Here is a 24645-nt window from a genome sequence, read left to right as displayed (position 1 = left end):
GTTGATAAGGCTGTGACATATTGGATAACCGCGAAAATGAATAACGACAGCTCACCGAGTAGTAAGAGGGATTACAAACAACAAACATTCGTTTATCGCTTTGCTCACATGGATAAAAAAGGCGCCTACCTGAGGGATAGAACGCAAATTATGGGCAAGTTTTTCACTTGCTCTCAATTTTTTTTGATATTTGTCAAAATATTTTGCTTAGGAACATTATATATAGCAAAAAGATGACCGCAACAAAAATCCTTACCCGCAATGAGGATTCGCGGCTAATTAGTTAACGTTTGCGCAAACTTATCTATAAATGCGTAAACTGGTCGATAAAACATATACAACTGCTTTATCAATACCAATATCTAAGATTCAGATGTGAAAAAGCAGCACTTAAATGAGTGCTGCTTTTATAAAATAATCGGAGTGATCAGGCGTTCTTAAACGCTTTCATTGCCTGAAGGTGTTGAGAGATTTTTTTGAATTTATGGCTCTCTTTTTCATCCCAAATCACATCGTAGTAGTCTTCGAGCGCGGCAGCTGTTTTGGTATTGTCGTGAATTTCATCTTCACGAGAAAGCACCACTAAACAGCGTCCTTTGTTTTTCATTCGGTACTGCTCGACACACTTGGTCGCGATATCTTCATACTCTTCTGGACGGTCAATTCGACCTACCATGTTGTTCTCAGGGTGAAGATTAGGATTGAACACCACCTGCTTGATCCCACATAAGAAACCAATACGCTCAGACCAAAAGCCACCTAAACCGACACCACAAATAATTGGATGCGGATCATCGGATTGCTCTATCACTTTATGCACTTCCTTTAGCAAGTGCTGCATATCGTGTTTTGGATGCAAAGTACTGTAGTTAATGAAACGAACGTCATCATCAATGAATTGCAACTGCAGTATTTTTTCGTGATTGCCCGGGCTTGTTGAGTCGAAGCCATGTAGATAGATAATCATTGTACCTCCCCCGTTGAATATTGGTACGTTTTGATCAATCTAACACGAAAAACAAGGTTTTAAAGGTCACAGCTGATAAATTATATTTTTCACTTCCTAAACGTGATCCTAGCTACATAAAGTGTGACTCAGAGCCTCTGCCTCACGAAGATAACTTTCATCTCCCCATAGCTGATGAGCAAGTAAATACCACAGCATCGCCATCATTTGGCTTCTTGGTAACCAAGCTTCTACACCGTCGAGCCATGCCTGAACATCATGAATACCTCGCAACTGACAGTACTTCTCAACCGCGTCAGTGACCGGCACTCCGGCAACAGCAATGGTCAAGGTTAAGTCGAGCCTAGGGTCTGCTAGCGCAGCGTATTCCCAATCAATAATCTTAATCCCATCACTATTTTTCACTAGGTTATAACCACCTAAGTCAAAATGGCATAAAGACAGGTCAACATTAGTAATACTCGGGGCCACACGCCACTCTTGATAAATTTTAGTGCAGACTTCGGTCTTATGAATCGCATCAAGCTGCAACCAATAGTGGTCTACTCGCGCCGTGAAACTGAATGGTTGTAGTGGTAATCGCGCAGTATTAACCAGATGTACTGAGAGCAGCGTTTTCAACAGGTCATCGAGGTCTAGATCGTCGTAAAGTGTCTCACCCGCAATCCACTCAACCAATAAACCCTGCTCATTCACCACCATTGGGCTTGGCCCGATGCCAAGACGCTCAATTGCCGACAACACTTGGTACTCTTCATGACGAGAGATAAAGAAGGCTTTAGTGATCGGTGTGATTGGACGCCACACATAGGCTGTGCCATTGGCTGAAACCAACTTCCAACATCGATTGGTCAAACCGCCTGTTAATGTCTGCGCTCTAACTGGAGGCTCAGAAAAGTAACCATCAAGCGAACTCAAACTAGTATCAAGAAGCTTAGCCTCAGACCAAGAAAAAATTGCCATTGCTCATTCCCCATAAACGTCTTCATTACCTACAAAAAAGACACTGACCAAAAGCCAGTGTCTCTTCATAAACAGCACATCATGCACTGCATTGGCGTGTGACCAAGCTAAACGCTGTCAATCCTGGCTACGTTTAGTTGGCGAGTAAGCGAAATTAAAGGCCTAGTAGGCTCTTAGATTGTTGCTTACGGATTTCAGTCTCGTCAGCCCACTCAATTAAGCCAGACTCAAGATCCATTAGACGCATCGTCATTTTGTAGTATACGTCTTCATCGCTACCGTCTTTCTTAACGATGCTTGATAGATTACCGTACAGCATGTACTGAGCGCCAACCATTTTACCGAACTGAATCGCTGAGCTTTGATTTACAAGCTCATCGTTGTTTTGGAAGTTCAGTTGATCACGAACAGACTCTACACGGTCCATATCAACGAAACGGAACTTACCAGAGTTCAGCATTTTAGTACTGATAGTGTCAGTGATTGACTCAGTATCAATGTGCTCACTTGTTTTGTTCTTGATGCGCTCAACAAACACGATTGGACGCTGTTCACGAGTAATGTAAGACACAGAACCAGACGCCATCATGCTATCGACCATTTCACCCGCAATCGTTTGAAGGTCAGTTGAACCAAAATCGATTGTCGTGGTTTCTACTGCTTGTGCATCACCGTAGCTTACCTTGTTTGAACAACCGCCTAAAATAACCGCTAAACCTAGTAGCGCAATGACACTCTTTTTCATTTTGTTTCCTCAACTTATCAGTGAGCGGAGTTTCCCCACACTCTTAAACTCTTGTATTTACGAATCATTAGATCCGTTTTATCTAACTTACTGCTCTCGGAACTGAACTCTAAACTGAGTCGCTTTCGGGTTTACCGACACTTCCGACAACGAAATACTTTCAAAACCACGAACAATTGCTTGCTTCCAAGGACCTTGCTTTAGGTTGACCTCAAGCCCGGCATCGTCGTACCAGTAAAAACGATAAAGGATATGTTGATCGCCTTTATAATTACTGTTTAAGCGAACGATTCCTCGCGTATGACCGTCGACGAGATCGGTGCGGATATCTTCAACCTGTAAGCGGCTGCCCAATACCTTGTCACCAAAGAAAACGTTCTGAGTCAGACTATCAACTCTTACGCCAGCTGTATTATCAGCACAACCAGCCAGAGCCATAACCGCTGCTAAGCTCACTAACCACTTTTTCATTACAGCCTCCCTAGCTGTTTATGCCACATTGTTGCGTTGTTACCTTGTCGAGAAATCCACACCAAAGTGGTCTGCCCTTCTCGAATATCAAAGTCGTACGTTTTAGCACCCGCATCCAACGTATATTGACCGCTGTTTGCTACAAACGTGCTGCTCTTAATCTCTGCTGGTAATGATTGCCAGCTGCGAGTGTCTGGTTGCTCTGTCAATGTGTTCCACACGTTGAACAGAATATTGCCGACATCATCGCCTTTGGTTGCTTCTTTACGAATACGATCTTTGGCGACGACACGTAGCGCTTGGCGAATAACAATGCTCGTCATACGCTCAGATAGATCGTTCTGAGCCATGGCATTTACGTCAGTGATTAAGTGCTCTTGAAGCGGCTGCCCACTGATTCGCAACGGAGAAAAACGCTCTACGTTTTGACTCGGGTAATAGGGCAGCGCAAGAGAGTATATTGCCCCCTGATCGCGACTGTCATAAACAGGTAAATCTAATCGCCAACTGTCCATTGCTTGAACAGCACTTTGCTCTTGAAGAACAATTACGCGCCCTTCACCTTTACTAAGTTTAGAAGACTGCTTGTAGCGTTTTTCTAATGTCGCTAAATCTTGTCGCATCCCTAAACGAGCGGCTGTTGCCATAGTTCTATCAATGATTTCTTGGTTATCTGGCATCACAGCCAAAGCACGACGATAATCAACGTAGGCACTGTTCAAATCATTTGAAGCTTCATAAAGCAGACCAGACAAGAACATCAGATACGCATTCTGTACCGACTGCAGCTTTTTACCCGCATCAGGGTAATTGGCAAGGATGCTACCCACATTGGCAGACAAACCCTGCTTCTTCGCATCGTTGGCTGCTTTGTCTAACTCAGCTTCACGTTGCTTCTTTGCTTGTTCTTGAACTTGGTTGGCGCGACGCATTTCGATCACCGCACCTTCTAAATCATTTTTCTTGAGGTAATTTAAACCGAGATACAAATGAAGAAAGCCCAACTCGTAATCGGCTGGCACATACTCGGTAATATTGTCATTCACAGCCAACGCACCCACACTGGTTGCACTGTCTGAGATTGAGATCACAGCTTTTCGTTGCTGCTCAGTAACCGCCTGATCAGCCACTTCAAACGAAGACTTACTCTCAGGGTATTTTTGATCCAGCAGATTAATTCTGCCTCTTTCAAAGTTATCAAGAATATCGCCTGCCGCGTAATCTGGTAGCTCTTGCTGAGCCTCTGAATAATCTCCAGATTTAACGGCTTGGTAGATCGCTTTGTTTTGCGCGCTGTAATGGCTGAACAGGCTTCCTGCAGACATACTCGCACAACCTACAGTCAACGCCGATAACAGGGCAATGGAAGCGAATCTAAACTGTTGCTTCACTTATCGTCTCCGTAAATGTTTAAATGCCAACTTCAATGGTCTCGTTATCAAAACGAAACCTGCTGAAAAAAGGATCTCAAGCAAGTAAATACTTGCTTAATCGGACTCTGGCTAAGCAAAGCCGATATTCAGACAACAGATAGAACTTAAAGTTGGCATATAAACTACAAATTTTCCAACTAGCTACTTGTGTTAACCCGCTAATAAGCTCGTTTAAACTAGCTCACTAGCTTTCATTAACTCGTTAGCTTTTCATTAGCTCATTAATAGAGGACCAAGTGGACGGCCACCAACCAAATGCATGTGTATATGATAAACCTCTTGGCCGCCGTGAGAGTTACAGTTCACGATAAGACGATAGCCATCTTCTGCGATGCCTTCTTCTTTTGCTAACTTGCGAGCAACGGTAAACATACGCCCCATCATCGCTTCATCTTCTACTTCAACATCGTTCGTTGTTGGAATCAGCTTGTTTGGAATGATTAGGATGTGGCTTGGCGCACGAGGGTTAATATCGCGGAATGCCGTTACCAAATCGTCTTGGTATAGCAGATCTGCTGGAATTTCTTTATTAATGATCTTACTAAAAATGGTTTCTTCAGCCATGTTTCTCTCCGATAAAACATTTATTTTTTAATGCTTTGAGTATGCGCTATGCCGCATCAAACCACAATAAACCTGCTTTAAAGCATAATAAAAAACACCGTTCAAATCAAAGAAAACGAGCCTTAGCTCTCAAGAATGGCATGTTGGTTATAACTGAGGGCTATTTTTGACGTGTGCGTCATAAAATGCGTAAGCGGAGCTCAATAGAATGCTGATAATTTTGTTAGTTTTACATTGACCTGACATTAGGTCTGCATTTTATTTAGGGAGAAAGCCATGAAGGGATCTGTGATCAAGCGTATGTACGCTGGTTTCGCACTGATCATCATCATGTTCGCAGTCACGATAACCATCATGATGAACAGCATGAATCAGATACACAGCAATTTTGAGAGTGTCTCAGAAACCTCATTACCACTTGTTGCGCTTTCCAATCAAACAAGTGTCCAATTGCTTTCTGCTGATAAGTCATTCAAAGATTTCTTAACCACACAAAACGCTGAACGCATGTCTGCAATGCGTACAGAATTTGCTGCATCACAAAACTCGTTTTCAGAAGTTCTTGGTAATTTAGAAGCGGCAAGCCAAAACAATGCATCACTCATTGAACGCATCGCGCAATTGAGAGCGATGGAAGAACGCTACTTCGCCGAAGCTGACGAAGCAATGAACAACTACATTGCAATGTTCGAAGCACAAGAACAAGTACAAAAAGCATCTCGTGACTTCCAACGTCTACATTCAGAATTAACCGTAGGAATGAAAGAATACGTTGCCGACCAAAAAAGCATCTCTGTAAAAGTGATGGCAAAGAGCTACTTCATTAAACTGCAAGACGCAGAAGTTATCACCTCTGATGCACTTGCTAGTTCTGATGTAGCCTTCGTTCAGAAAGCTGTTAACCAAAACAAAAAGGCCGTTACTCACCTTAACTACGCTTATCGTGGCCTATCAACACAACTGCCTGCACTTAAAAGTGTATTTGATGAATCGGTTCAGAAGTTCACCAAAGACGTGGGTCAAAAAGGCGGCGTGTTAGACAAACACAACAACTACCTACAAGCGAAGCAAGCCCTGTATGTGAACATCGCTAACCTAGCGGTTGAAGTAGACCAAGCGATGGCTGTTTTGGACTCATTCAACGTGACCGCTGAAGAGCAACTCAACTCATCATTAGCAGACGCAAGCAGCATCTACGACAAAGGCCTATTCAATGCGATTGCAATTGGCATTGTTGTCACCGTATTCGCTGCTGCAATTGGTTACCACATTGCACATAGCGTAAGAGAGCCATTAACTCGCATCCTCGGTACATTAGAAGGTCTAACTGAAGGTGATATGACTCAGCGTATCGATATTCGATACGACAACGAATTCAGCCGTGTAAGCCGTCACATCAATACATTGGCGGATAACCTGCACAATATCCTTGTGAAGCTGAATGATGCTTCAGATGACCTAACCAAGACAGCAAGCGTAAACCAAAAAACGTCTTCAGAAACGCAGGCTCAACTGAACAGCCAACGTGAGCAAACCGCCACCGTCGCAACGGCAATGACGGAGATGTCTCATTCTGTACAAGAAGTAGCGAACAGTGCGCAAAGCTCACTAACTATGGTTCAACAAGTAGAATCGGCTTCTGAGTCTGGTCGTCAGATAATGAACACCAACATAAGTACTATTAACCAGCTCGAGGTTCGCCTTACTGAATCTGTGGGTGCTGTAGGCGAACTACAACAGATGAGTAGCCAGATTGGCTCAATCCTTGACGTTATTCGTGGCATCGCAGAACAAACCAACCTACTTGCACTCAACGCGGCAATCGAAGCAGCTCGCGCCGGTGAACAAGGTCGTGGTTTTGCAGTAGTTGCCGATGAAGTTCGAGTGTTAGCGCAGAAGACCACTCAATCAACGTCTGAAATCGAGACCATGATCAGCAACCTGCAATCAAGCTCGAAGACAGCAAGTAACGTGATAGAAAGTTGTATGAGCGATATGGACATGTCGGTTCAACAAGCTTCAAGCGCAAACAGTGCTATGGAAGAGATACAAGCCTTGATTCTAGAGATTAGCCATATGAGTACACACATCTCTCAAGCAGCCGCTGAGCAGAGTGAAACTTCTGGTGATATCGCACGTAACATCGAAGACATCAACCACATCGCAGATAAGAGTTATCAAGCGATGTCTTCTATTGCGGAGGCAAGCCAAAACCTCACAATTCTGGCAAATCAGCAAGGTGATTTAGTACATCAATTCAAACTATAGATAAATAAAGAATCGATAGATATTTAATGAGATTGTTGAGACTTTTTACCCAATAGTGGTAACTAATTGAGCTAGGGCAACTTTTATCAAGGGTTGCCCTTGTTTTTTATGAGCTTTGTCATTATATGATTAATAAGGCTTGCTGCTTCCCGTTTTTTCTTTCACCTTTATGAGCGAGCCGCTATTAAGGAAATTTATATGGCTGTTCATGTTGGCATTATCGATCAAGACCCCATCCGCTTGCTCACCCCATTACTTGATAACCGAACGGTCAGCACTCACATCGTGTTTATCGGCGACAAGAATCAAGTCGGTATGTACAAACGTTTAGACAGCGTTTTGCAGAAGCGCGACATTACGAGTGAGTTTTTCGAAATTCCGACCATCGTAAATACATCCGTAATTAAAGAATCTATCCAAACCCTTGCCGAAGACCTCAAAGCACGGGGTCAAGAAGTGAAGCTCAACGCAAGTTGCGGCCTTCGTCACCGCCTCCTCTCTGTATATGAAGTATTCCGAACTTACCACTGGCCAATCTTCGTCGTTGAACCAAACAGTGACAAGCTGTGCTGGTTGTACCCGAATGGCAAAGAAGATGCACAAGTGCAAGACCGTATAACCATCGACGACTACCTAACGGTGTTTGGTGCTCGTGGTGAATTCAGCGATGTGCAGCTGTCTCCGCAACTTGATCAGAAACTTTATGAGCTGGGTGAGCGTTGGGCGAGTAACGCACTAGAATTAGGCCCAGGTCTGGCAACATTGAACTACCTTGCAACAACCTGCCGTAAGGAACAGAAACTTGATGTTGGGCTATCTGAGAAGCAACAAGGCTATCGAGAGCTAAACATGCTGCTGAGCGATTTGGTTGAAGCTAAGATTGCGACTTACGACAATGGTATTTTAACCTTTGCCAATGAAGACGCGCGCCGCTTCTCAAACGGTGAATGGCTTGAAACATTGGTTCACAGCACGGTCAAGCAGATCCAAGATGACATGCCGACCATTCAAGATCGCTCTTTGAATGTTCAGGTATACCGTCAATTAGGTGAGCGTGAAGTTCGAAACGAGCTTGATGTTGCATCAGTAGTGAACAATAAGCTACACATCATCGAATGTAAGACCAAAGGCATGCGTGATGATGGTGATGACACGTTATACAAACTGGAATCGCTGAGAGACCTGCTAGGTGGTCTACAAGCCCGTGCAATGTTGGTTAGCTTCCGCCCTCTTCGCCACAATGACATCACACGAGCGGAAGATCTTGGCCTTGCGTTGATTGGCCCTGATGAATTAAAAGATCTTAAAACACACCTCACAGCATGGTTTACAGCCGCTGGCGGTAATGAAGATCTAGAGTACTAAAAACAAGTAGACTCTATGAGCAAAGCTCTCTTAAGCAAATGTTCAAAAGGCGGATGGCGATTAAGTCACTCGCCTTTTTTGTTTCTGATACTTTTTGCTGTCTACTTTCTCTCTATTACTCAAAGAGGAAATAAAAAATGGCCGCATCATTCGATACGGCCATTTTCAAAATTTGAAGTCGATTTAAGACTTAATGCACTTTAAGACTAAAAGTACGGTTACGTACTTAAAGCATTTTACGAGCAGCTTCTACAACCACTTTGATTGAACGAGCTTCTGTTACTTTCAGTGTATCGTGATCAGGCGTCTCTTTTTGAGTACGGTTGATAATCACACCAGCCACACAACCTGCTTTCAGACCAGAGCTTGCACACATAGTTAGCAATGTTGCAGATTCCATCTCGAAGTTTAGAACGCCCATGTCTTGCCATTCTTGCATAGAACCTTGGAAACGCTTAACAACGCGACCAGAGAACGTGTCGTAACGCTCTTGACCTGGGTAGAACGTATCACTTGAAGCAGTTACGCCCATGTGAACTGTTGCGCCTGATTCTTCAACTGCCGCTTTCATTGCCGTTGCAACTTCGAAGTCAGCAACTGCTGGGAACTCCATTGGCGCAAAGTGCAGGCTAGCGCCGTCTAAACGAACAGAACCTGTAGAAACAATCATGTCACCCACGTTTACGTGAGGTTGGATAGCACCAGTAGTACCAACACGTAGGAAAGTGCGAACACCAAGTTGAGCAAGCTCTTCAACTGCGATAGAAGTAGATGGACCACCGATACCAGTTGAACATACAACAACTGGCTTGCCGTCTAGCTCTGCGCGGTAAAGCGTGTATTCACGGTGACTAGCAAGGAATTCAGGGTTCTCCATCTCTTCTGCAATTTTTTGCACACGAGCAGGATCACCAGGGATGATCGCGAGAGTAGCACCGTTAAGATCTGCTTCAGTAACACCTAAGTGGAAAACAGCTTGAGACATAGTTCGCTCCTTTTGGCTTATTGGGCTTTTTACCCTTATTTAAGCTCATAGTAAATTCGTGGGGTACGAACACACTCTAACCAAGCTTATTACAAAATGAAGTGACACAACTCACACTAATGATCGCAACAAGAATTCAAGTTTCACAAAAAACCGATTGGTATCACAAAAATAAGCAATCCGAATGCCTGTGTTGCATACTAACGAGACAAAAAACGCCTTTAACGTATTACCGCTAAAGGCGTTTTTATATTAGTCGTTTTTGAATAAGACTAATCTATATCAGTAAGCTGTGCTTAGTCTGCTTTAGACTTGAAACGAAGCAGGCGCAGAGCGTTTAATGTTACCAAAGCTGTCGCACCACTATCCGCTAAAACTGCCACCCACAAGCCCGTAATACCCAGCAAACTTGTCACTAAGAATACGCCTTTCAAACCAAGCGCAAGAGCGACGTTTTGACGGATGTTGTTCATAGTTGCTTGCGACAGTTCAATCATCGCTGGCAGCTCAGTTAAACGGTTATGAGTCAGTGCTGAATCCGCGGTTTCCAAAGCTACGTCTGTACCTCCGCCCATGGCAATACCCACATTCGCGGTTTTCATTGCTGGCGCGTCATTAATGCCATCACCAACCATAGCAACGTGCGACTGTTGCGATAGCTCTTCGACATACGACACCTTATCGCTTGGAAGCAGGCTTGCTTTGTACTGCATACCAATCTTGCCACTGATTGCTGCTGCACTTCGCGGGTTATCACCCGTCAGCATGATAGATTGAATACCTAGGTCATTAAGTCGCTCAATCGCAACTTTAGCGTCACTGCGCAACGTATCTTGCCAAGCAATCAAACCAATTGGAGTCGCGTGCTCTGTTGATACTTCTTGATCTTTAAGCGCAACCACAACCGTCTTACCCTCACCTTCTAATGCTTCTATCTGAGAAACAACATCGGTACCAAGATCGATGGTTACTTTAGACGGTGACAGAACCTGATATTTAACACCATCAACATCGCCTTCAACACCGCTACCAATCAGCGCTTTCTTATTGTGAGATTCTGGAATCTCAACGTTCAGCTCTTTTACTTTAGCGACAAGTGACTGCGCCAATGGGTGAGTAGACCCGACTTCAATTGCCCCAACCACACGCAGCATCGCATCTTGTTGCCAACCTGATAAAGGCTGAATGTCCGTAACCTGAGGCTTACCTTCAGTCAGGGTGCCTGTCTTATCGAAAGCAATAGTTTGGATTTTGCCAAGCTGCTCCAATGCTGCACCACCTTTAATAAGTGCGCCACGTTTCGCCGCAGCAGCTAAACCAGAGGTAATCGCTGCAGGTGTTGAGATAACTAATGCACACGGGCAAGCAATCAACAATAGCGCTAAGCCACGATAGACCCAGGTTTCCCATGGCTGTGCAAACAACAATGGTGGTGTGATGATCACCAGTAAAGCCACCACCATCATTAATGGTGTGTACCAACGACTAAACTTATCGAGGAATCGTTCTAGTGGTGCTTTACGAGACTCGGCTTCTTCAATCAGGTGAAGAATACGGTCAATCGCGTTCTCGCCCTGTTTTGAAGTGATAGTGATACGAACTACTTTGTCCACGACCACGGCGCCAGCCATGATGCTATTGCCTTCGATATGTTCAACAGGAACAGATTCACCCGTTAACGCACTTTCATCAAAGCTAGCCGCGTCTGTAATCAGTTGACCATCAGCTGGTAAACGAGAGCCTGCTGCTACTTCAATGACATCACCAGGAACAAGTTCACTGACTGCAACTTCGACACGCTCGCCGTTGATAATCTTGGTTGCGTTTTCTGGTACCAATGCCATTAGCGCTTGAACGCCACTTCTTGCTCTTGATGACGCAAAAGCTTCTAAGCGTTCACCGATCAAAAACAGCAAAAGAACCATCGCCGCTTCCGCGGTTTCACCAAGATACAAGGCGCCAAGGGCAGCCACACTCATTAGTGTTTCTATCGCAAAAGGTGTACCTGAACGAGCAAGTTGAACGGCTTTTTTAGCTACAGGATAAAGCCCAAGCAAACAAGTGGCGGTGAATAAGCCTTCGCTTAACTGAGGCAATGACCCTTTAAGCAAGGCAGCGACCAGCATTGAGACTGCAATCGCGATAATCTGCCAGTTTGGTTGGATATAAGCTTGCCAAAAGGTCTCTGGTTGTTGTTTTTGTTTCTTAGAACCCACTTCCGTCAATGGGAAGCCAGTTTTGATAGAGACTTGTTCGATGGTTTCAGCAAGGCTTTCGTTGTCAAATTTAACAACAAGTTTTTCGGTAGCAAATAGAACCTTAGCTTGAATAACACCTTCGATGTTACTGACCGCTTTTTCTATTTTTCGAGCACAAGCTGGACAGTCCATTCCCGAGACTAACCAACTTTTTGAAAATTGGGCGTTAAGAGACTCAGTTAAGGGCAGCCGGTCTTCTTCTCCACTGTCTGAACCACAACAATCATCTGCTGATGCTGATGCAGTCGGAGCGCTACAACATGCTGATGAAGAGCCTGCGGCTGTAATACTGGTAATTTTTGGACTAGAGCAGGTCGCCCCAGTCGCTTGCGGTTGAACGTCCACTTTTGTTGAGCGGCACGCTGCATGTTTTGCGCACATAATGTATCTCCTTAATACTCAAAAGCCTTAAGGTTGTTGCCAGTACAATGAACAACCAAACCTTAAGTTCCTTAAAAGTATAAACCTTGGAGGTAGCTCCAAGGTCAAGAGGAATATATCAATCTCTTCAATTTTTTACCAAAAACCATTGATGTTTTTACACTATCTTACTGCAACTTAACCTCAGCGCATTCTTCACGATTTGCCGATACGTCATCAATAAGAACAGCATCGTGTGAACAGAATGGCTGCGTATTTAAACTAACAATTGATACATCATCTTCTACAGGGTCGGTTTGAGATCCCGCCATAAGTTCAGCGACATGGTAACGAAGTACCAAAATACCAAGTAGGCCAAATACAATGTTGCCCAGTGCTTGCCCATACAATACGCCTAGCGCCCCATACCACTGAGAACCTAAATAAACAAAAGGCAAAGTTCCTAACGTCGCCTTCCCTAAATTTAAAGCAGTTGAATAAAGCGGTTTACCTAAGTTATTAAATGAGGTGTTCGCGACAAATAGTGCGCCATTGAATGTGAAAGTTAAAGCAACGTACGTACAGAAGGCCGCGACAATAATTGCAGCATCCCCCTGTAAGCTGAAGCCTTGAATGATATAGCCTTGAACGAAGTACAACAGAATACAAACAGCGATGGTATAAAGTGTTGTCACCAACAGTGAGTTGTTGAGTGTTTCTTTTACTCTATCCATCCGTTCTGCACCAAAATTCTGGCCAATGATTGGACCAACAGCGCCGGACAAGGCAAAAATCACAGCAAAACACACTGGCGTTAAACGACCAATCACGGCAAACCCTGCGACGAAATCTTCACCGTATTGAGCGATACCGGTCGTCACAATCGCATTACCAATCGGTGTTGCGGTATTAGTAATAATTGCGGGAATCGCTATTGCTAAGATTGGGCGAATATTGATACGCCATTGCACCATTGAAGGCGGTGCCACCAGTTCGTGGCTGCGAATTAAGGGATAAAGCGAGAAGAAGAGAACCGAAAAACGAGCGACGACAGAAGCGATAGCCGCCCCTTCGATATTCCAACCAAAACCAAAGATAAAAAGAGGGTCCAAGATCGCATTCACAATGCCGCCAGACAAGGTCGCCCACATTGAACGCTTCGCATCACCTGCCGCTCTTAAGCCGGCACCCGCAGCCATAGCCAAGGCTAGAAATGGCCCACTAGGCAACAAAATCTGAAGATAAGCTTGCGCACGTTCAGCCGCCAAACCTTTCGCGCCAATCGCAGCGAGTAGTTCAGGGATGTAAGCGAACATAATAGCGGTGACCGTCGAACTGATCACAAACGCGGTTAACATGATACTGGTGCTGAGGTTTCGTGCGTGGTCTCTATCTTTAGAGCCTATCGCCTTTGAAACCAACGCGCCCATCGCAATAGAGGTACCGATCGAAACGGAGGTAGAGAAGAAAGTGAGAGTACCTGCAAAGCCGACTGCGGCAGCCAATTCGACTTGTCCCAACATACTGATAAACAGCATATCGAGTAAATCGACCACAAACAGTGCCATCAAGCCAACAGAGCCAGCCCCCGACATCACCAAGATGTGGCGCATCGTTGAACCTTCTACAAACTTTGCAGTTTGGTTTGACATGAAACCTCCAAAAGCTGGAACACCACAAGTCAAAGCTTCGTCGTTTGATCTCTATAACAACAGATCTACAAAAACTCTACGAAGAAAAAGGCGCTAGTGCGCCTTTTATCATTTATGGGTGTTGAGAAAAATAATCGTTCTTAACACGCCACTATACAGGATGTTTGAAGCATTCATCTAAGTTCTTGCCAATTGCTCTTAAAACATCTGTTCTGGTGATAATTCCGACCAACTTTCTGTTGTCGATCACTGGGTAAGCTTTCGGTTTTCCCACCTGCATCATGTCCGCCAATTCAATAATAGATAGGTCTGGCGATACGGATAACACTTCTTGGTACATGCAGTCGCCAACAATGTGTGTGTCTTGGCAGAAATAGCTAACCTTAACCAGTTTTTCTAATAAATCTTGTTCTGAAAGGAAACCAATCACTTGTTCATTGTCATCAATAACTGGACCACCCATGTGATGGCTTCGCATCACTTTGTCCAACGCTAAACTTAACGGCATATCAGGAGTGAATGTCACAACCTGCTGCGTCATGTAATCTTTCACTTTAATTGAATGCATTGCGTTCTCCCTAAATACTTTGCGTCATATATTTTTCTATCTCGTTAAGTTAATTGTTGTCTAAAATCTTGATTTTACTAAATGGATTTCAACAATTTTATTGATAGGCAAAACCTAACAAGGCAAAAAAGTGAGACAAACAAAGGGTTGAGCACGTTTTCTCGCACCAAAAAAAAGAAAAAAAAGAGCCCTTACAAAGCCTTACTTTCGCTTGCTTAACCTTACTTAGCCGAACTAGCCTGAATAGATAAACCCTGTAATCTTCACCGCACTAATAATTATAAATCCGGATTTAGGAAGTTTATGCAACACGACAACAACATGTACGCGTATGTTTATGCAGGTAACGACGGTACAGAAAACACACTCATCGCCACTATCGATAATCAAGAAAAGCCGCTTATTTCAAGTTGCGTTCATGAAGTAAAACGTATGTCGTGCTTAGCCATTGATTTAGCAGCAAAACACGACCTAAAAGTGAAACTGGTGAAATATCAAAGAGAACAAGAGATCGACTTCGGCTTGTTCATGAAATAGCAGACTTATCACTCATCTCTTGATTGACCATTTCAACAATCATTGTCAACGACACATGAATACCGTATTTTGTGGAAAGTTCTTGAGTAGGTAATCACTTTGACAATGATTACCTACTTTAATCGGCAAGCGATAGATTTAGATAAACAACCGTTACGCCACATCTATTATCCCAATACGGTTCACTATGACCTCGTCACTCTCATCTAAAACTTATCTATCTAAGCTGAAAAACTACTTTAGCGATTTATTGGACTTCCAATCTCGTATCTGGGTTGTGCATATCTTTGAAGATTCAATTACTGACCAATCCTTTGTCGTTAATGAAGATGCCTTTAAAGAGCCGCTAGAGTGGATGAAAAAGCGTGATTACCAATCAAAAATGCTCGATCGTGTTGATAAGATGAAGATATCGCAGGTTATCGAGATTCAATTCGAAGACAAAATGCATCGGCTGATGCGAGTAAAATAGTGGCTCTGTTTGACCATTTAACCGCAACACCCGATACAAAAAAGGCCAGCAATCGCTGACCCTCTCTTACAAGCTAGATAGTCTTTCCACTAACGTGCGCAATACTCATGCCATAGGTGTACCGCTTTTTGGTAGGCCTCAGTTTTGTCATGCGTCTCCGCAAACAAAATTGCAGTCATACTATCGACCACTGTGTTTGCCATCAAAGTCATCTCTTCAGCTGGTGTCCCGAGCACACATTCACTCGGCAGTGGTAGATCTGAGTTCATCATCTCTTCCCAATAGAAAGACTCAACTTTATCAGGAGAGCTCATCCATACCGTTTGACTCACTTTAGGGTTGTATTCCGACTCACCGTTCATTCCTTTGAAAGAGATAACCGAATGAGATTTGTTGCCAATCACATGCTCAACTTCAGCATGAAGCTGTGGGAAGCCAGGGTGAAAGCTGCCACGTAAACCTAAACGGCCACCACCAGGGTTCAATGCTCGAACTACCGTATTGATCGGCGTTCTCAACCCATAACGATGCTTCCAACCAATCATGGTTTGCGCTTCGGGAGCAAAGTTAGCCAGCGGCAAATAAGCAATACCATCTTGCTCAAGGATCGACTTAGCATGTTCAGGGTTATCAGCACGTTGCACACCGACATCTTGCAAATGGCTTTCTACGTGTGTTCTACCGCTCGGCTTGTCCATGTAACCATGCATCAATACCTTGTAGCCGTTATCCGACAGGATCTTAGCCGCCAGCAGGTTCCAAGGCTTACCACTTGCACTTTCATTGCGCTTACCGGCATAACACGGCCAATCAATATCTGCCCCTAAATCGGGTACTCGAGATTGAAACGCTTTAACAAAGCCAGCAATCTCTTCATTGGTTTCGTTCTGCACACGAATTAACATCAGTAGCATAGCCATCTGGTCGTCACCGACCTGTCCGCTTAAATACTCATCCATGATGCGGTAGGCTTGTTCGAACGATAAAGGCTTACGCCCTCTTTCCCCTCGTCCAACTGTACGAATACACTCTAAAATACTACTCATTGATTGTTTATTCTCTTCCGTTGATATCAATAAAATTCGAATACGCTTTCGATTCTATGATACCCACAGTGCATTGCAAAGCGATTCAGGTGCTAACACTCTAATTACCAAAACCATCGTGGGAGTTCTAAAAGTAAACCTCGTGGTGTAAAATTAACGTATGCAATGCTAACCGCGACATATTGAGTAGTATCCAAATGACTGTAAAGAAAACACTGAGCCAAAGAAAACGAGAATCGATCGTTGCCGCTGCTATCGCAGAATTTACTGAGCACGGTTATAAGGCCACCAGCATGGATAAGATATCAAGCCGAGCAGAAGTGTCTAAACGCACCGTCTACAACCACTTTGCCAGTAAAGAACTACTTCTCGAGGAGATACTAGACAGTATTTGGAGTAAAACGCTCGCCGCCACGCACTTCCCTTATCAAGCTGAGCTGCCTCTGGAGCAACAGCTCGCATCAATCGCGAATCAAGAGCTAGAACTTTTGGAATCCGAAGGTTTTATCGATTTATCACGCGTGCTTTTCTCTGAGTACTTCCATAATGCGGAACTCGCGAGCCAAGCAATGGAGAAATACTCTCAAGCAGAGAGTGGGCTGATGACTTGGATAAAAGCAGCGCAGGCCGATGGTCGCTTAGTCGAGCTCGACCCTCTGTTTGCTTCAACTCAATTCATTGCACTCATTAAGTCGTTCGCTTTTTGGCCGCAGATCATTGGTCATGCACCTTCTCCAGATACGCAGCACAAACAAGTCATCATTAGCTCCAGTGTAGAGATGTTTCTAAAACAATATCAGGCTTAATAAAAGTTGAGCTATGATAAGTTTTGTTGGGTTTTGATTAGAGATACACAAACGAGTGATGTATCATTTGCTCGTTTTGCGCTTGATCTGTTTTACTCGCTGCAAAGTTTAATTCATACCAACATCTGTTCGGATACAAAGACCGAGATTTCATGCCAAAGTTGATAAGCAAAATTTGGGTACACGCTTTTATGCTATTCGCTATGTTAATGGCCACCATCAGTGTGGATAGCATTGCGAGTAACAATGTCGTGGCATCCCAAAGCCTATCAATGCCCTCAAGTAGCATCTCAACACCTTATTCAAATGCACAGCCTAATATTGAGCACCACTGCTGTGGTTCGGTCTGTTTGCTAAAAATGCCACCGTTGATTGTGTCGGAATCCTTCGATACTCAAATTGGGTCTCTGGCTTTGATCGAAAAAGAACCTTCGCATAAAGCGATTGTTGCGCCTCAAGCACCATACCGCCCCCCTATTTCTTAATCGTTTGTCCCGATAGGCAATACTTGCCACCACAATAAAACAGCGCATTTGCTGTACTTAATGACATCCGAATTTAGGAAATAACACATGAAAAAACTATTTAGCCTTTTTGCTGCTCTGATCTTGAGCGCTTCAGTGAACGCAGCTCAATTTGAAGAAGGTACTCACTACAAGATCCTTGATGTAGCAAAAGCAGACAAGCCTGTCGTTACCGAATTTTTCTCTTTTTACTGCCCGCACTGTTACAAGTTTGAAGGGGTGATTAAGTACCTAAAAGAAGACTTACCGGAAACGGCAAGCTTCCAAAAAGTGCACGTCGCATTCATGGGTAACGATATGGCAGTACCAATGGCAAAAGCGTACGCAACCATGATTGCACTTGATGCTGAAGAGAGCATGATTCCGGCAATGTTCTCTAAAATTCATGAAATGAAACAGACACCAAAAAACGAAGCTGAACTGCGTCAAGTCTTCATTGATAACGGCGTAGATGCGAAGAAGTTTGATGCGGCTTACAATGGCTTTGCCGTTAACTCTATGCAGAAACGTTTTGATAAACAGTTTGATGCAAGCACGCTAACGGGCGTTCCAGGTGTATTGGTCAACAACAAATACATCGTGAAACCGGATCAAATCAAAAGCTATGAAGAGTACAATCAACTAGTGAATTACCTACTGACTCTTTAGTAATGATTCGCCTTTTTTAGGTATATCAAAGCCAGTGATTTCATCGCTGGCTTTTTTATTTATGCGCGCTCAAAACTCACCACACCCTGTGAATAAACTTAAGAACCCGTAGACTTAGGGTTGATAGTTAACTGGCATCCTTCGCGATTTTTCATATACTGCACCCTATTAAGTCATCCACTACTCTGTAGTACTCAAAATATTAGCACTCAAAAATTGGGCACCTTTATGATCATTCTGACCACTAACTTTGGCGACATTGAAATTGAACTGAACCTTGAAAAAGCACCAGTAACGTCGAAAAACTTCCTTAAATACTGCCAAGACGGTTTCTACGAAGGCACGACATTTCACCGCGTTATTGAAGGCTTCATGATTCAAGGTGGTGGTCACACTATCGACATGACAGAAAAACCAACACGTGCGCCTATCGTAAATGAAGCAAACCGCGGTCTAAAGAACGTAATTGGCTCTGTAGCAATGGCACGTACTGACGCACCACATTCTGCAACCGCACAGTTCTTCATCAACCTTGATGACAACGACTTCCTAGATCACACCTCAACAACCAACGCTGGCTGGGGTTACGCGGTATTCGGTAAGGTTTCAGCAGGTATGGATGTAGTAAACAAAATCGCGGTAGCACCAACAACCATTCGTTGGGGACACGAAGATGTACCTTGCGAAGATATTGTGATTACAAAAGTCACCATTAACGAGTAATTCATGACGAAAAAGTAACGAAATGGTGAGAATGAAGCTCACCATTTTTTACTGTCCATATTATCAACTGTACTTATTCCTGTACGGTATATTTATATAATCAACCATACCCTTGCTATTCATCAGTCTCAATGACGTGTTATGCTCCTGACCTGCATGCTTCTAAAGCACTGCGATCAACTTACATTGGACGTAACTCTAACCATGACTCGACGCTCTTTTTGGACAACAGCTCTCTTCTCTTCTGTTGCCAGTTTCTCTAGTTCAGCATTCGAAGTTGATACACGAGAATCCCAAGAACCAGAATTCGATGACCAATTTCGTGTTATCGCGATCCCTTTTTATGACCCGAGTGTAGATACCGGGATCTCCGTGGTTCCTATCTATAACTTCTACGCCGATGGCGAAACTAAAAACGCTTCCACTCTATCAGCGACACTGACTTACACACAGAACGACAGTTATTACATCAAAGGTAATGCGGAGCTGTTGCTGAAAGGAGACTCGGTAAGATTTAGCGGTGAAATGGGGTTCTCTAGCACTAACATAACCTTGGTCGACCTTGTTGATACCAACCATCAAGAGTATGCGTTCGATGGCGATTTCTACTTTAAAGTGTATGACAATATCTATCTAGGTATGGGGTTAGACTTTTCCACGGCTCGCTATCTAGCGGACACACCTCGCGACAAATTGTTGTTGAAGTTGACAGGGTTTAGCGAAGAATATGAAGCCGATACAGGCGCAAAGCTCTCATTTTTATGGGATGAACGAGAGCACTACTACTATCCGTACCATGGCTTTTTGTTCGAACTGACCTATGAGAACCATGGTGCTTGGCTAGGAAACGATGAAGACGCGACCTATTCTTCACTGTTTTCCGACTCCCGATTTTTCTATAGTTTAACGCGGAATGATAATCACATCATCGCTAGCCGATGGGTGACTCGCTACCTACTGGATGCTGAAAATGCCCCTAGCAGTGCATACAGCACTTACGGGCGACAAGGTCGTAACGTTCAACGGGGGTTTGTCGCGGGTGATCACATCGCCTCACACATGACCAACCTCGAAATGGAGTATCGTTACTCGATTTCAGGCTCGTCCATTAACTTCTTGAACAACGTAGCCGTTGTGGGTTTAACGGGTGTGGGCAAAGTATTTGGTGAAAGGCTGAACCCAACAGACCCTTATCATAGCTTTGACGATGGTGACCTTTTGACTATGGTTGGCCTCGGACTACGCTATCGCTTAATGCGTCAAGAGCGTATCAATGTTCGCATGGACTTCACCTACAACAGCGAAGATGAAGTATTGGCATACTTTAGTTTGGGCGAAAATATTTAGTTCTCACCAACGACTATCACATCAAGCCTGTCGCGATTTGCACAGGCTTTTGTTTTTAAAGGCTTCTCGAAAACTACCAACGAGAGCGATAAGTACGGTGACATCCTTTACAAGTATTGTTCACAGAATCTAACCCTTGTTCCGCACTCGACAAGTCTTGTTCAACACTCGCCTGATAAAGTTCTACAAAGCCCTGGTTCATCTGTAACATCAGTTGGTTAAATTTCTCAGGCTTACTCCAAATCTCCTTTTTGGCCTTACCTCCTGTATCACCTTCCGAAAAACTCACCTTCAAGACTTCACCATGTTCCACCAACATTTCACTTAACTCGCCCACTTTCAGCCAATCCACGTCATTGTTATTCAATTCTGAATCGACTTGTTTGCTGACCTCTTCAATAGAACTGAAAACGTGTTGACGATTATTGACCACATCCTGTGCGGCTGCAGAGATCATAGGTAAAGAAATCGTTGGGAGTACCATAATCAAAGCGATAGTGAATTTTTTCATAGTGTTATTCCTAGTGGTTAAGTGATTGGTTAGTTTTTTAGTTAATTACGACTTGGTTGCTCAATCGTTATCGAAGATGCGCATTTAATTTACACAACAATAGTTGCATGCGCAACTATTGTTGTGTAAATTATCCTCATCAAGCAAATTAACAAGCAGGAAAAAGCATTATGAAAATCTGGGATCTACCAACTCGACTTTATCACTGGCTTCAAGCCGCGCTCTTTATTGGTCTTGCTGCATCCGGATTTAACGGACAAGGCCCCCACATTTATTTAGGTCTCGCGCTGTTCAGTTTGATTTTATGGCGCTTGGTTTGGGGAGTCATCGGCAGCGATACCAGCCGTTTTTCTCAATTCATTAGCTCTCCGCAATCTGCTTGGAATTACTTACGCGGAAAAGCGAACGCAAAACCGGGGCATAACCCGTTAGGCGCGTGGATGGTGATGGGAATGATTACAACCCTGTTTTTCCAATGTATAACTGGGCTTGTTATTGCTGGTTTCTTTGATGCGATTCCAGGTTCGGAGCTCGTTATTTCTGATGCAGTATTTGAGGTTTCAGGTGCGATGCATGGTGTTGCGGCACGTATGTTAGTCGTCTTTGTCGTGTTGCACTTGGTAGCCATTGCCGTCTACAAACTGCGCTCAAAACCGCTGGTTCTTGCAATGATTACAGGAAAGCAAAACCATTCAGCGTCAACGGATTATTTCAGAAATGGCAGTCAATTGGCTTTTTCATCAAATAGGAAAGCGTTGTTGGTGCTAATTGCATCGGTATTAGTTACGATGACAATAGTTGTAATATCACAGTAAAGTTAGGTAGCAACAGATGCCAGAAGAGTTTGATAGACAAAAAAGCTTTGGTTGGATGATCAATGTGATCGCTAATAAAGCGACCAAAGATTTCGACACGGAATTGAAAGAACATGGCTTAACCATTGCGTTATGGCCAACCATGATGTGTCTTTGGGAAGAAGAAGGTGTGACTCAGCGTGATATTGCTGCGAAGTCCAAAGTCGAAAATTCAACAACGACACGTACATTAGACAAGTTAGAAAAGCTTGAACTGGTCGAACGCAGAGCGGATCCAAACAGTCGCCGTTCTTTCCGGATTTACTTGACGGAGAAAGGTAAAGCACTTGAAAAACAACTCGTTCCGATCCCTGTTCGTTTAAACAAAGAGTTAATGAACGAGTTAGATGCTGAAGAACAACAACAAATGCTCAAGCTACTTCAGAAAGTAGTCGCTGCAATCTGATCTTACCGCGTTCACTACTTACTATGCTTAGTGCTTTCTAAGCATGCATTCAAAGACAGCCAACACTCGGCCTCGCGCCGAGTGTTTTATTTTCGTCTCGACCATTTTATATAGCAAAACAATGAAGCAATAATCACCGCCCCACCGAGCAGCTTCTGCATCTCTACACTTTCACCAAGCACACTCACACTTAACAGCAGCGTCCACACGGGCTCAAGAATCATGATCAATGCTGCTACTTCCATGTTCACGGAGTGTTGACCGACCGTTTGCAGCAAGTAACGAATAGATGTCGCGATCACTGCAGACACGATAAACCAGAAGACTAAGGTTTTGGTGATTTCGAACTCCGGCTGAGCTGTCATAGAAGCAAAGGCTAAACCACTCATACCTACCACAAACAGCTGCACACAGATTGACGCAATAGGCTTAATGTTGGTAATCACACGCTTGTTCATCACAAAGTGAACAGACAGCAGCATCGAAGCTAACAAGAAGTAAATCTGACTCTGTTCCACATTCCAACCATTACCCAAGGTCAGCAATAGCATGCCAATAATCGCAATAGGGAAAGACATCCAAAACGCACGGTTAGGCTTAACTCGAAACAAAACCCAAGACACAAACGGTGCAATGATCATAGCTAAGCTCATGATGAAAGCCCCTTCCGACAAGCTCTCTGTCACCGAAACTGCAAATACCCATACCTGTAATGAGGCAGACAGCAACAGGCCTACGCCGCAAAGAGATAGAATCTGCTTAAGCGAAAGCTTACGAATGTGGTGAATACAAAACGGAAGTAGAATCAGGCTTGCTACAACAAATCGTACACCAATGAACACTGGCCCAGGCATTTCTAATACCACCAGCTTAGATGCAATCCATCCAACTCCAGCTAGCAGGGTAGCCAATAGAAGGTAAAGTTCTCCGCGCATCGCTTTCACGTTCATCATTTTACTTCGTCCAATAACAAAAAAAGCAACCTGGCTCTGCAAGGTTGCTTTTTATAAACATTCAACAGGATCAAGATACTATCTCAATACTCAGCTTCAGGCAGCTGTTTTTAGCCTGCGTATTCTGGGTAATCCGTTAAACCTTTTTCAGCGCCACCAAACAGTGTGTTTGGATCGTGTGCCGCAAGTGGGTAACCATGTTGAATACGAGCAGGTAAATCTGGGTTAGCAACGAATGGACGACCAAAGCCAACCATGTCTGTTACGCCTTCTGCAACGGCTTTTTCGCCACGCTCACTGTCATATTTGCCTGCGTAAATCAATACGCCGTCATAAGCTTCACGAACTGCTGCTTTAAACGCTTTTGGCGTTTCAGGTGCATCGTCCCAGTCCACTTCTGCAATGTGTAGGTAAACAATCTTGTATAGGTTAAGCAGCGCTGCTGCCGCTGTGTAGGTTTCAACTGGCGTTGCGTCAACCGTACCATTCAATGATGTAAACGGCGCAAGACGTACACCAACACGGTCGGCACCAATCGCTTCAACCATAGCTTCAACCACTTCGCCTAGGAAACGTAAACGGTTTTCAATTGAACCGCCATATTCGTCGGTGCGGTTGTTTGCTTCAGAATCGATAAATTGGTTGATCAAGTAACCATTTGCCGCGTGAAGTTCAATGCCATCAAAGCCAGCTTCGATCGCATTAAGTGCAGCTTGGCGATACTGTTCAACCACTTCTTTGATGTCTTCTTTGGTCATCTCACGAGGTTCAACAACGTCTACAAAACCCGGTTCATCAGTACCGTTGTCGATGAATACTTTTACATTTTCTGCTTTCAGTGCAGACGATGAAATAGGTTGCTCGCCGCCAATGTTATCTGGATGCGTAACGCGGCCTACGTGCCAAAGCTGAGCGAAGATTACACCGTCTTTTTCATGTACTGCGTCTGTTACCTTTTTCCAACCAGCGATCTGCTCATCAGAATAGATACCCGGAGTCCAAGCGTAACCTTGACCTATAGGTGAAATTTGTGTGCCTTCAGCGATAATCAAACCTGCAGAAGCGCGTTGAGCGTAGTAAGCCGCCATCATATCGTTTGCTGAATTACCCGGTTGCGTTGCACGAGAACGCGTCATCGGTGGCATAACAATACGGTTTTTAAGCTCGATATTACCAAGTTGAATTGGTTGAAATAGTGCGTTTGCCATTGTTATATCCT

General features: G+C 44.0%; 25 protein-coding genes. 11 read left to right on the top strand and 14 right to left on the bottom strand.

The features are described 5' to 3' along the window. Positions 1-427: 427 nt before the first annotated feature. The 6 genes from ycfP to hinT form a co-directional block, all read right to left on the bottom strand. Positions 428-967: an alpha/beta hydrolase YcfP gene (gene ycfP / locus OCV56_RS05215; RefSeq protein WP_086712217.1), complete on the bottom strand. Its 540-nt coding sequence runs from the start codon at positions 965-967 to the stop codon at positions 428-430. A gap of 108 nt (positions 968-1075) precedes the next feature. Beyond that, entirely contained in the window at positions 1076-1930 is an 855-nt protein-coding gene (locus OCV56_RS05210) for a phosphotransferase (RefSeq protein ID WP_086712218.1), read from the bottom strand. A 154-nt stretch (positions 1931-2084) separates the two neighbouring features. Beyond that, positions 2085-2675 carry a penicillin-binding protein activator LpoB gene (gene lpoB, locus OCV56_RS05205; protein ID WP_017107631.1) on the bottom strand — a complete coding sequence of 197 codons (591 nt, stop codon included), beginning with the start codon at positions 2673-2675 and terminating at the stop codon, positions 2085-2087. Positions 2676-2762: 87 nt separating this feature from the next. Continuing rightward, complete coding sequence (locus tag OCV56_RS05200; protein ID WP_017060222.1) at positions 2763-3146, bottom strand: YcfL family protein; 384 nt, start codon at positions 3144-3146, stop codon at positions 2763-2765. Next, entirely contained in the window at positions 3146-4537 is a 1392-nt protein-coding gene (locus OCV56_RS05195; RefSeq protein ID WP_086712219.1) for a COG3014 family protein, read from the bottom strand. Before OCV56_RS05195 ends, OCV56_RS05200 begins: the two co-directional genes overlap by 1 nt. A 255-nt stretch (positions 4538-4792) precedes the next feature. Beyond that, a complete protein-coding gene (gene hinT / locus OCV56_RS05190; protein WP_004736268.1) occupies positions 4793-5143 on the bottom strand; it encodes a purine nucleoside phosphoramidase in 351 nt (116 codons plus the stop codon). A gap of 276 nt (positions 5144-5419) precedes the next feature. Here hinT and OCV56_RS05185 point away from each other — a divergent pair, with 276 nt between their 5' ends. Continuing rightward, complete coding sequence (locus tag OCV56_RS05185; RefSeq protein WP_086712220.1) at positions 5420-7411, top strand: methyl-accepting chemotaxis protein; 1992 nt, start codon at positions 5420-5422, stop codon at positions 7409-7411. 198 nt (positions 7412-7609) lie between these two features. After that, entirely contained in the window at positions 7610-8776 is a 1167-nt protein-coding gene (locus OCV56_RS05180) for a DUF1887 family protein (protein ID WP_086712221.1), read from the top strand. Positions 8777-9002: 226 nt separating this feature from the next. Here the strand turns inward: OCV56_RS05180 and udp are convergent, their stop codons facing one another. The 4 genes from udp to OCV56_RS05160 form a co-directional block, all read right to left on the bottom strand. Beyond that, complete coding sequence (gene udp / locus OCV56_RS05175) at positions 9003-9761, bottom strand: uridine phosphorylase (RefSeq protein ID WP_086712222.1); 759 nt, start codon at positions 9759-9761, stop codon at positions 9003-9005. 296 nt (positions 9762-10057) lie between these two features. Continuing rightward, positions 10058-12400, bottom strand: a complete 2343-nt coding sequence (locus OCV56_RS05170; protein ID WP_086712223.1) for a zinc/cadmium/mercury/lead-transporting ATPase — start codon at positions 12398-12400, stop codon at positions 10058-10060. Positions 12401-12567: 167 nt separating this feature from the next. Then, positions 12568-14031 carry an MATE family efflux transporter gene (locus OCV56_RS05165; protein ID WP_086712224.1) on the bottom strand — a complete coding sequence of 488 codons (1464 nt, stop codon included), beginning with the start codon at positions 14029-14031 and terminating at the stop codon, positions 12568-12570. A 151-nt stretch (positions 14032-14182) separates the two neighbouring features. Then, positions 14183-14599 (bottom strand): CBS domain-containing protein, encoded by a 417-nt coding sequence (locus OCV56_RS05160; RefSeq protein ID WP_017632179.1) that lies wholly within the window; start codon positions 14597-14599, stop codon positions 14183-14185. 303 nt (positions 14600-14902) lie between these two features. Here OCV56_RS05160 and OCV56_RS05155 point away from each other — a divergent pair, with 303 nt between their 5' ends. Continuing rightward, positions 14903-15136 (top strand): hypothetical protein, encoded by a 234-nt coding sequence (locus tag OCV56_RS05155; protein ID WP_086712225.1) that lies wholly within the window; start codon positions 14903-14905, stop codon positions 15134-15136. A 187-nt stretch (positions 15137-15323) separates the two neighbouring features. Continuing rightward, the gene (locus tag OCV56_RS05150) at positions 15324-15608 is read left to right on the top strand and encodes a hypothetical protein (protein ID WP_086712226.1); all 285 of its coding nucleotides are present in this window, start codon (positions 15324-15326) and stop codon (positions 15606-15608) included. 89 nt (positions 15609-15697) lie between these two features. Here the strand turns inward: OCV56_RS05150 and OCV56_RS05145 are convergent, their stop codons facing one another. Then, positions 15698-16654, bottom strand: coding sequence for a glycosyl transferase family protein (locus tag OCV56_RS05145; RefSeq protein ID WP_228761224.1), 957 nt, complete (start codon positions 16652-16654; stop codon positions 15698-15700). A gap of 197 nt (positions 16655-16851) precedes the next feature. Between OCV56_RS05145 and OCV56_RS05140 the strand changes: the two genes are divergently transcribed. The 5 genes from OCV56_RS05140 (at position 16852) to OCV56_RS05120 (ending at position 20702) form a co-directional block, all read left to right on the top strand. Further along, positions 16852-17460 (top strand): TetR/AcrR family transcriptional regulator, encoded by a 609-nt coding sequence (locus tag OCV56_RS05140; protein WP_086712228.1) that lies wholly within the window; start codon positions 16852-16854, stop codon positions 17458-17460. Positions 17461-17612: 152 nt separating this feature from the next. Then, positions 17613-17945 (top strand): hypothetical protein, encoded by a 333-nt coding sequence (locus tag OCV56_RS05135; RefSeq protein ID WP_086712229.1) that lies wholly within the window; start codon positions 17613-17615, stop codon positions 17943-17945. 87 nt (positions 17946-18032) lie between these two features. After that, positions 18033-18632: a thiol:disulfide interchange protein DsbA/DsbL gene (locus tag OCV56_RS05130; protein WP_086712230.1), complete on the top strand. Its 600-nt coding sequence runs from the start codon at positions 18033-18035 to the stop codon at positions 18630-18632. 228 nt (positions 18633-18860) lie between these two features. Beyond that, entirely contained in the window at positions 18861-19355 is a 495-nt protein-coding gene (locus OCV56_RS05125) for a peptidylprolyl isomerase (protein WP_086712231.1), read from the top strand. 204 nt (positions 19356-19559) lie between these two features. Continuing rightward, positions 19560-20702, top strand: coding sequence for a BamA/TamA family outer membrane protein (locus OCV56_RS05120; RefSeq protein WP_086712232.1), 1143 nt, complete (start codon positions 19560-19562; stop codon positions 20700-20702). Between the two features lie 73 nt (positions 20703-20775). Here the strand turns inward: OCV56_RS05120 and OCV56_RS05115 are convergent, their stop codons facing one another. Next, positions 20776-21213, bottom strand: coding sequence for a c-type cytochrome (locus OCV56_RS05115; protein ID WP_086712233.1), 438 nt, complete (start codon positions 21211-21213; stop codon positions 20776-20778). A 170-nt stretch (positions 21214-21383) separates the two neighbouring features. On the opposite strand from OCV56_RS05115, the gene OCV56_RS05110 reads away from it, so the two are divergent. Both OCV56_RS05110 and OCV56_RS05105 read left to right on the top strand, forming a co-directional pair. Next, on the top strand, positions 21384-22028 hold the full coding sequence (locus OCV56_RS05110) for a cytochrome b/b6 domain-containing protein (protein WP_086712234.1): 645 nt from the start codon (positions 21384-21386) through the stop codon (positions 22026-22028). Between the two features lie 16 nt (positions 22029-22044). After that, positions 22045-22473, top strand: a complete 429-nt coding sequence (locus OCV56_RS05105) for a MarR family winged helix-turn-helix transcriptional regulator (RefSeq protein ID WP_086712235.1) — start codon at positions 22045-22047, stop codon at positions 22471-22473. Between the two features lie 86 nt (positions 22474-22559). Here OCV56_RS05105 and OCV56_RS05100 read toward each other — a convergent pair whose 3' ends face one another. Further along, the gene (locus OCV56_RS05100; protein ID WP_086712236.1) at positions 22560-23426 is read right to left on the bottom strand and encodes a DMT family transporter; all 867 of its coding nucleotides are present in this window, start codon (positions 23424-23426) and stop codon (positions 22560-22562) included. Positions 23427-23536: 110 nt separating this feature from the next. Beyond that, positions 23537-24634: an alkene reductase gene (locus OCV56_RS05095; RefSeq protein WP_086712237.1), complete on the bottom strand. Its 1098-nt coding sequence runs from the start codon at positions 24632-24634 to the stop codon at positions 23537-23539. Positions 24635-24645: the final 11 nt, after the last annotated feature.

It is taken from the genome of Vibrio gigantis (assembly GCF_024347515.1).
GTDB classification, from domain to species: domain Bacteria; phylum Pseudomonadota; class Gammaproteobacteria; order Enterobacterales; family Vibrionaceae; genus Vibrio; species Vibrio gigantis.
The sequence above is the reverse complement of the archived record's forward strand: the minus strand, read 5'-3'. Positions and strand labels throughout refer to the sequence as shown.

What these genes read in the sequence shown, in the direction of transcription:
- OCV56_RS05150 (WP_086712226.1), top strand. Translation starts at nt 15,324, where the DNA reads ATGACCTCGTCACTCTCATCTAAAACTTATCTATCTAAGCTGAAAAAC.
- udp (WP_086712222.1), bottom strand. Translation starts at nt 9,761, where the DNA reads ATGTCTCAAGCTGTTTTCCACTTAGGTGTTACTGAAGCAGATCTTAAC.
- OCV56_RS05145 (WP_228761224.1), bottom strand. Translation starts at nt 16,654, where the DNA reads ATGAGTAGTATTTTAGAGTGTATTCGTACAGTTGGACGAGGGGAAAGA.
- OCV56_RS05110 (WP_086712234.1), top strand. Translation starts at nt 21,384, where the DNA reads ATGAAAATCTGGGATCTACCAACTCGACTTTATCACTGGCTTCAAGCC.
- OCV56_RS05210 (WP_086712218.1), bottom strand. Translation starts at nt 1,930, where the DNA reads ATGGCAATTTTTTCTTGGTCTGAGGCTAAGCTTCTTGATACTAGTTTG.
- OCV56_RS05095 (WP_086712237.1), bottom strand. Translation starts at nt 24,634, where the DNA reads ATGGCAAACGCACTATTTCAACCAATTCAACTTGGTAATATCGAGCTT.
- OCV56_RS05115 (WP_086712233.1), bottom strand. Translation starts at nt 21,213, where the DNA reads ATGAAAAAATTCACTATCGCTTTGATTATGGTACTCCCAACGATTTCT.
- hinT (WP_004736268.1), bottom strand. Translation starts at nt 5,143, where the DNA reads ATGGCTGAAGAAACCATTTTTAGTAAGATCATTAATAAAGAAATTCCA.
- OCV56_RS05160 (WP_017632179.1), bottom strand. Translation starts at nt 14,599, where the DNA reads ATGCATTCAATTAAAGTGAAAGATTACATGACGCAGCAGGTTGTGACA.
- OCV56_RS05170 (WP_086712223.1), bottom strand. Translation starts at nt 12,400, where the DNA reads ATGTGCGCAAAACATGCAGCGTGCCGCTCAACAAAAGTGGACGTTCAA.
- OCV56_RS05100 (WP_086712236.1), bottom strand. Translation starts at nt 23,426, where the DNA reads ATGATGAACGTGAAAGCGATGCGCGGAGAACTTTACCTTCTATTGGCT.
- OCV56_RS05180 (WP_086712221.1), top strand. Translation starts at nt 7,610, where the DNA reads ATGGCTGTTCATGTTGGCATTATCGATCAAGACCCCATCCGCTTGCTC.
- OCV56_RS05120 (WP_086712232.1), top strand. Translation starts at nt 19,560, where the DNA reads ATGACTCGACGCTCTTTTTGGACAACAGCTCTCTTCTCTTCTGTTGCC.
- ycfP (WP_086712217.1), bottom strand. Translation starts at nt 967, where the DNA reads ATGATTATCTATCTACATGGCTTCGACTCAACAAGCCCGGGCAATCAC.
- OCV56_RS05155 (WP_086712225.1), top strand. Translation starts at nt 14,903, where the DNA reads ATGCAACACGACAACAACATGTACGCGTATGTTTATGCAGGTAACGAC.
- OCV56_RS05165 (WP_086712224.1), bottom strand. Translation starts at nt 14,031, where the DNA reads ATGTCAAACCAAACTGCAAAGTTTGTAGAAGGTTCAACGATGCGCCAC.
- OCV56_RS05185 (WP_086712220.1), top strand. Translation starts at nt 5,420, where the DNA reads ATGAAGGGATCTGTGATCAAGCGTATGTACGCTGGTTTCGCACTGATC.
- OCV56_RS05140 (WP_086712228.1), top strand. Translation starts at nt 16,852, where the DNA reads ATGACTGTAAAGAAAACACTGAGCCAAAGAAAACGAGAATCGATCGTT.
- OCV56_RS05130 (WP_086712230.1), top strand. Translation starts at nt 18,033, where the DNA reads ATGAAAAAACTATTTAGCCTTTTTGCTGCTCTGATCTTGAGCGCTTCA.
- OCV56_RS05105 (WP_086712235.1), top strand. Translation starts at nt 22,045, where the DNA reads ATGCCAGAAGAGTTTGATAGACAAAAAAGCTTTGGTTGGATGATCAAT.
- OCV56_RS05200 (WP_017060222.1), bottom strand. Translation starts at nt 3,146, where the DNA reads ATGAAAAAGTGGTTAGTGAGCTTAGCAGCGGTTATGGCTCTGGCTGGT.
- lpoB (WP_017107631.1), bottom strand. Translation starts at nt 2,675, where the DNA reads ATGAAAAAGAGTGTCATTGCGCTACTAGGTTTAGCGGTTATTTTAGGC.
- OCV56_RS05135 (WP_086712229.1), top strand. Translation starts at nt 17,613, where the DNA reads ATGCCAAAGTTGATAAGCAAAATTTGGGTACACGCTTTTATGCTATTC.
- OCV56_RS05125 (WP_086712231.1), top strand. Translation starts at nt 18,861, where the DNA reads ATGATCATTCTGACCACTAACTTTGGCGACATTGAAATTGAACTGAAC.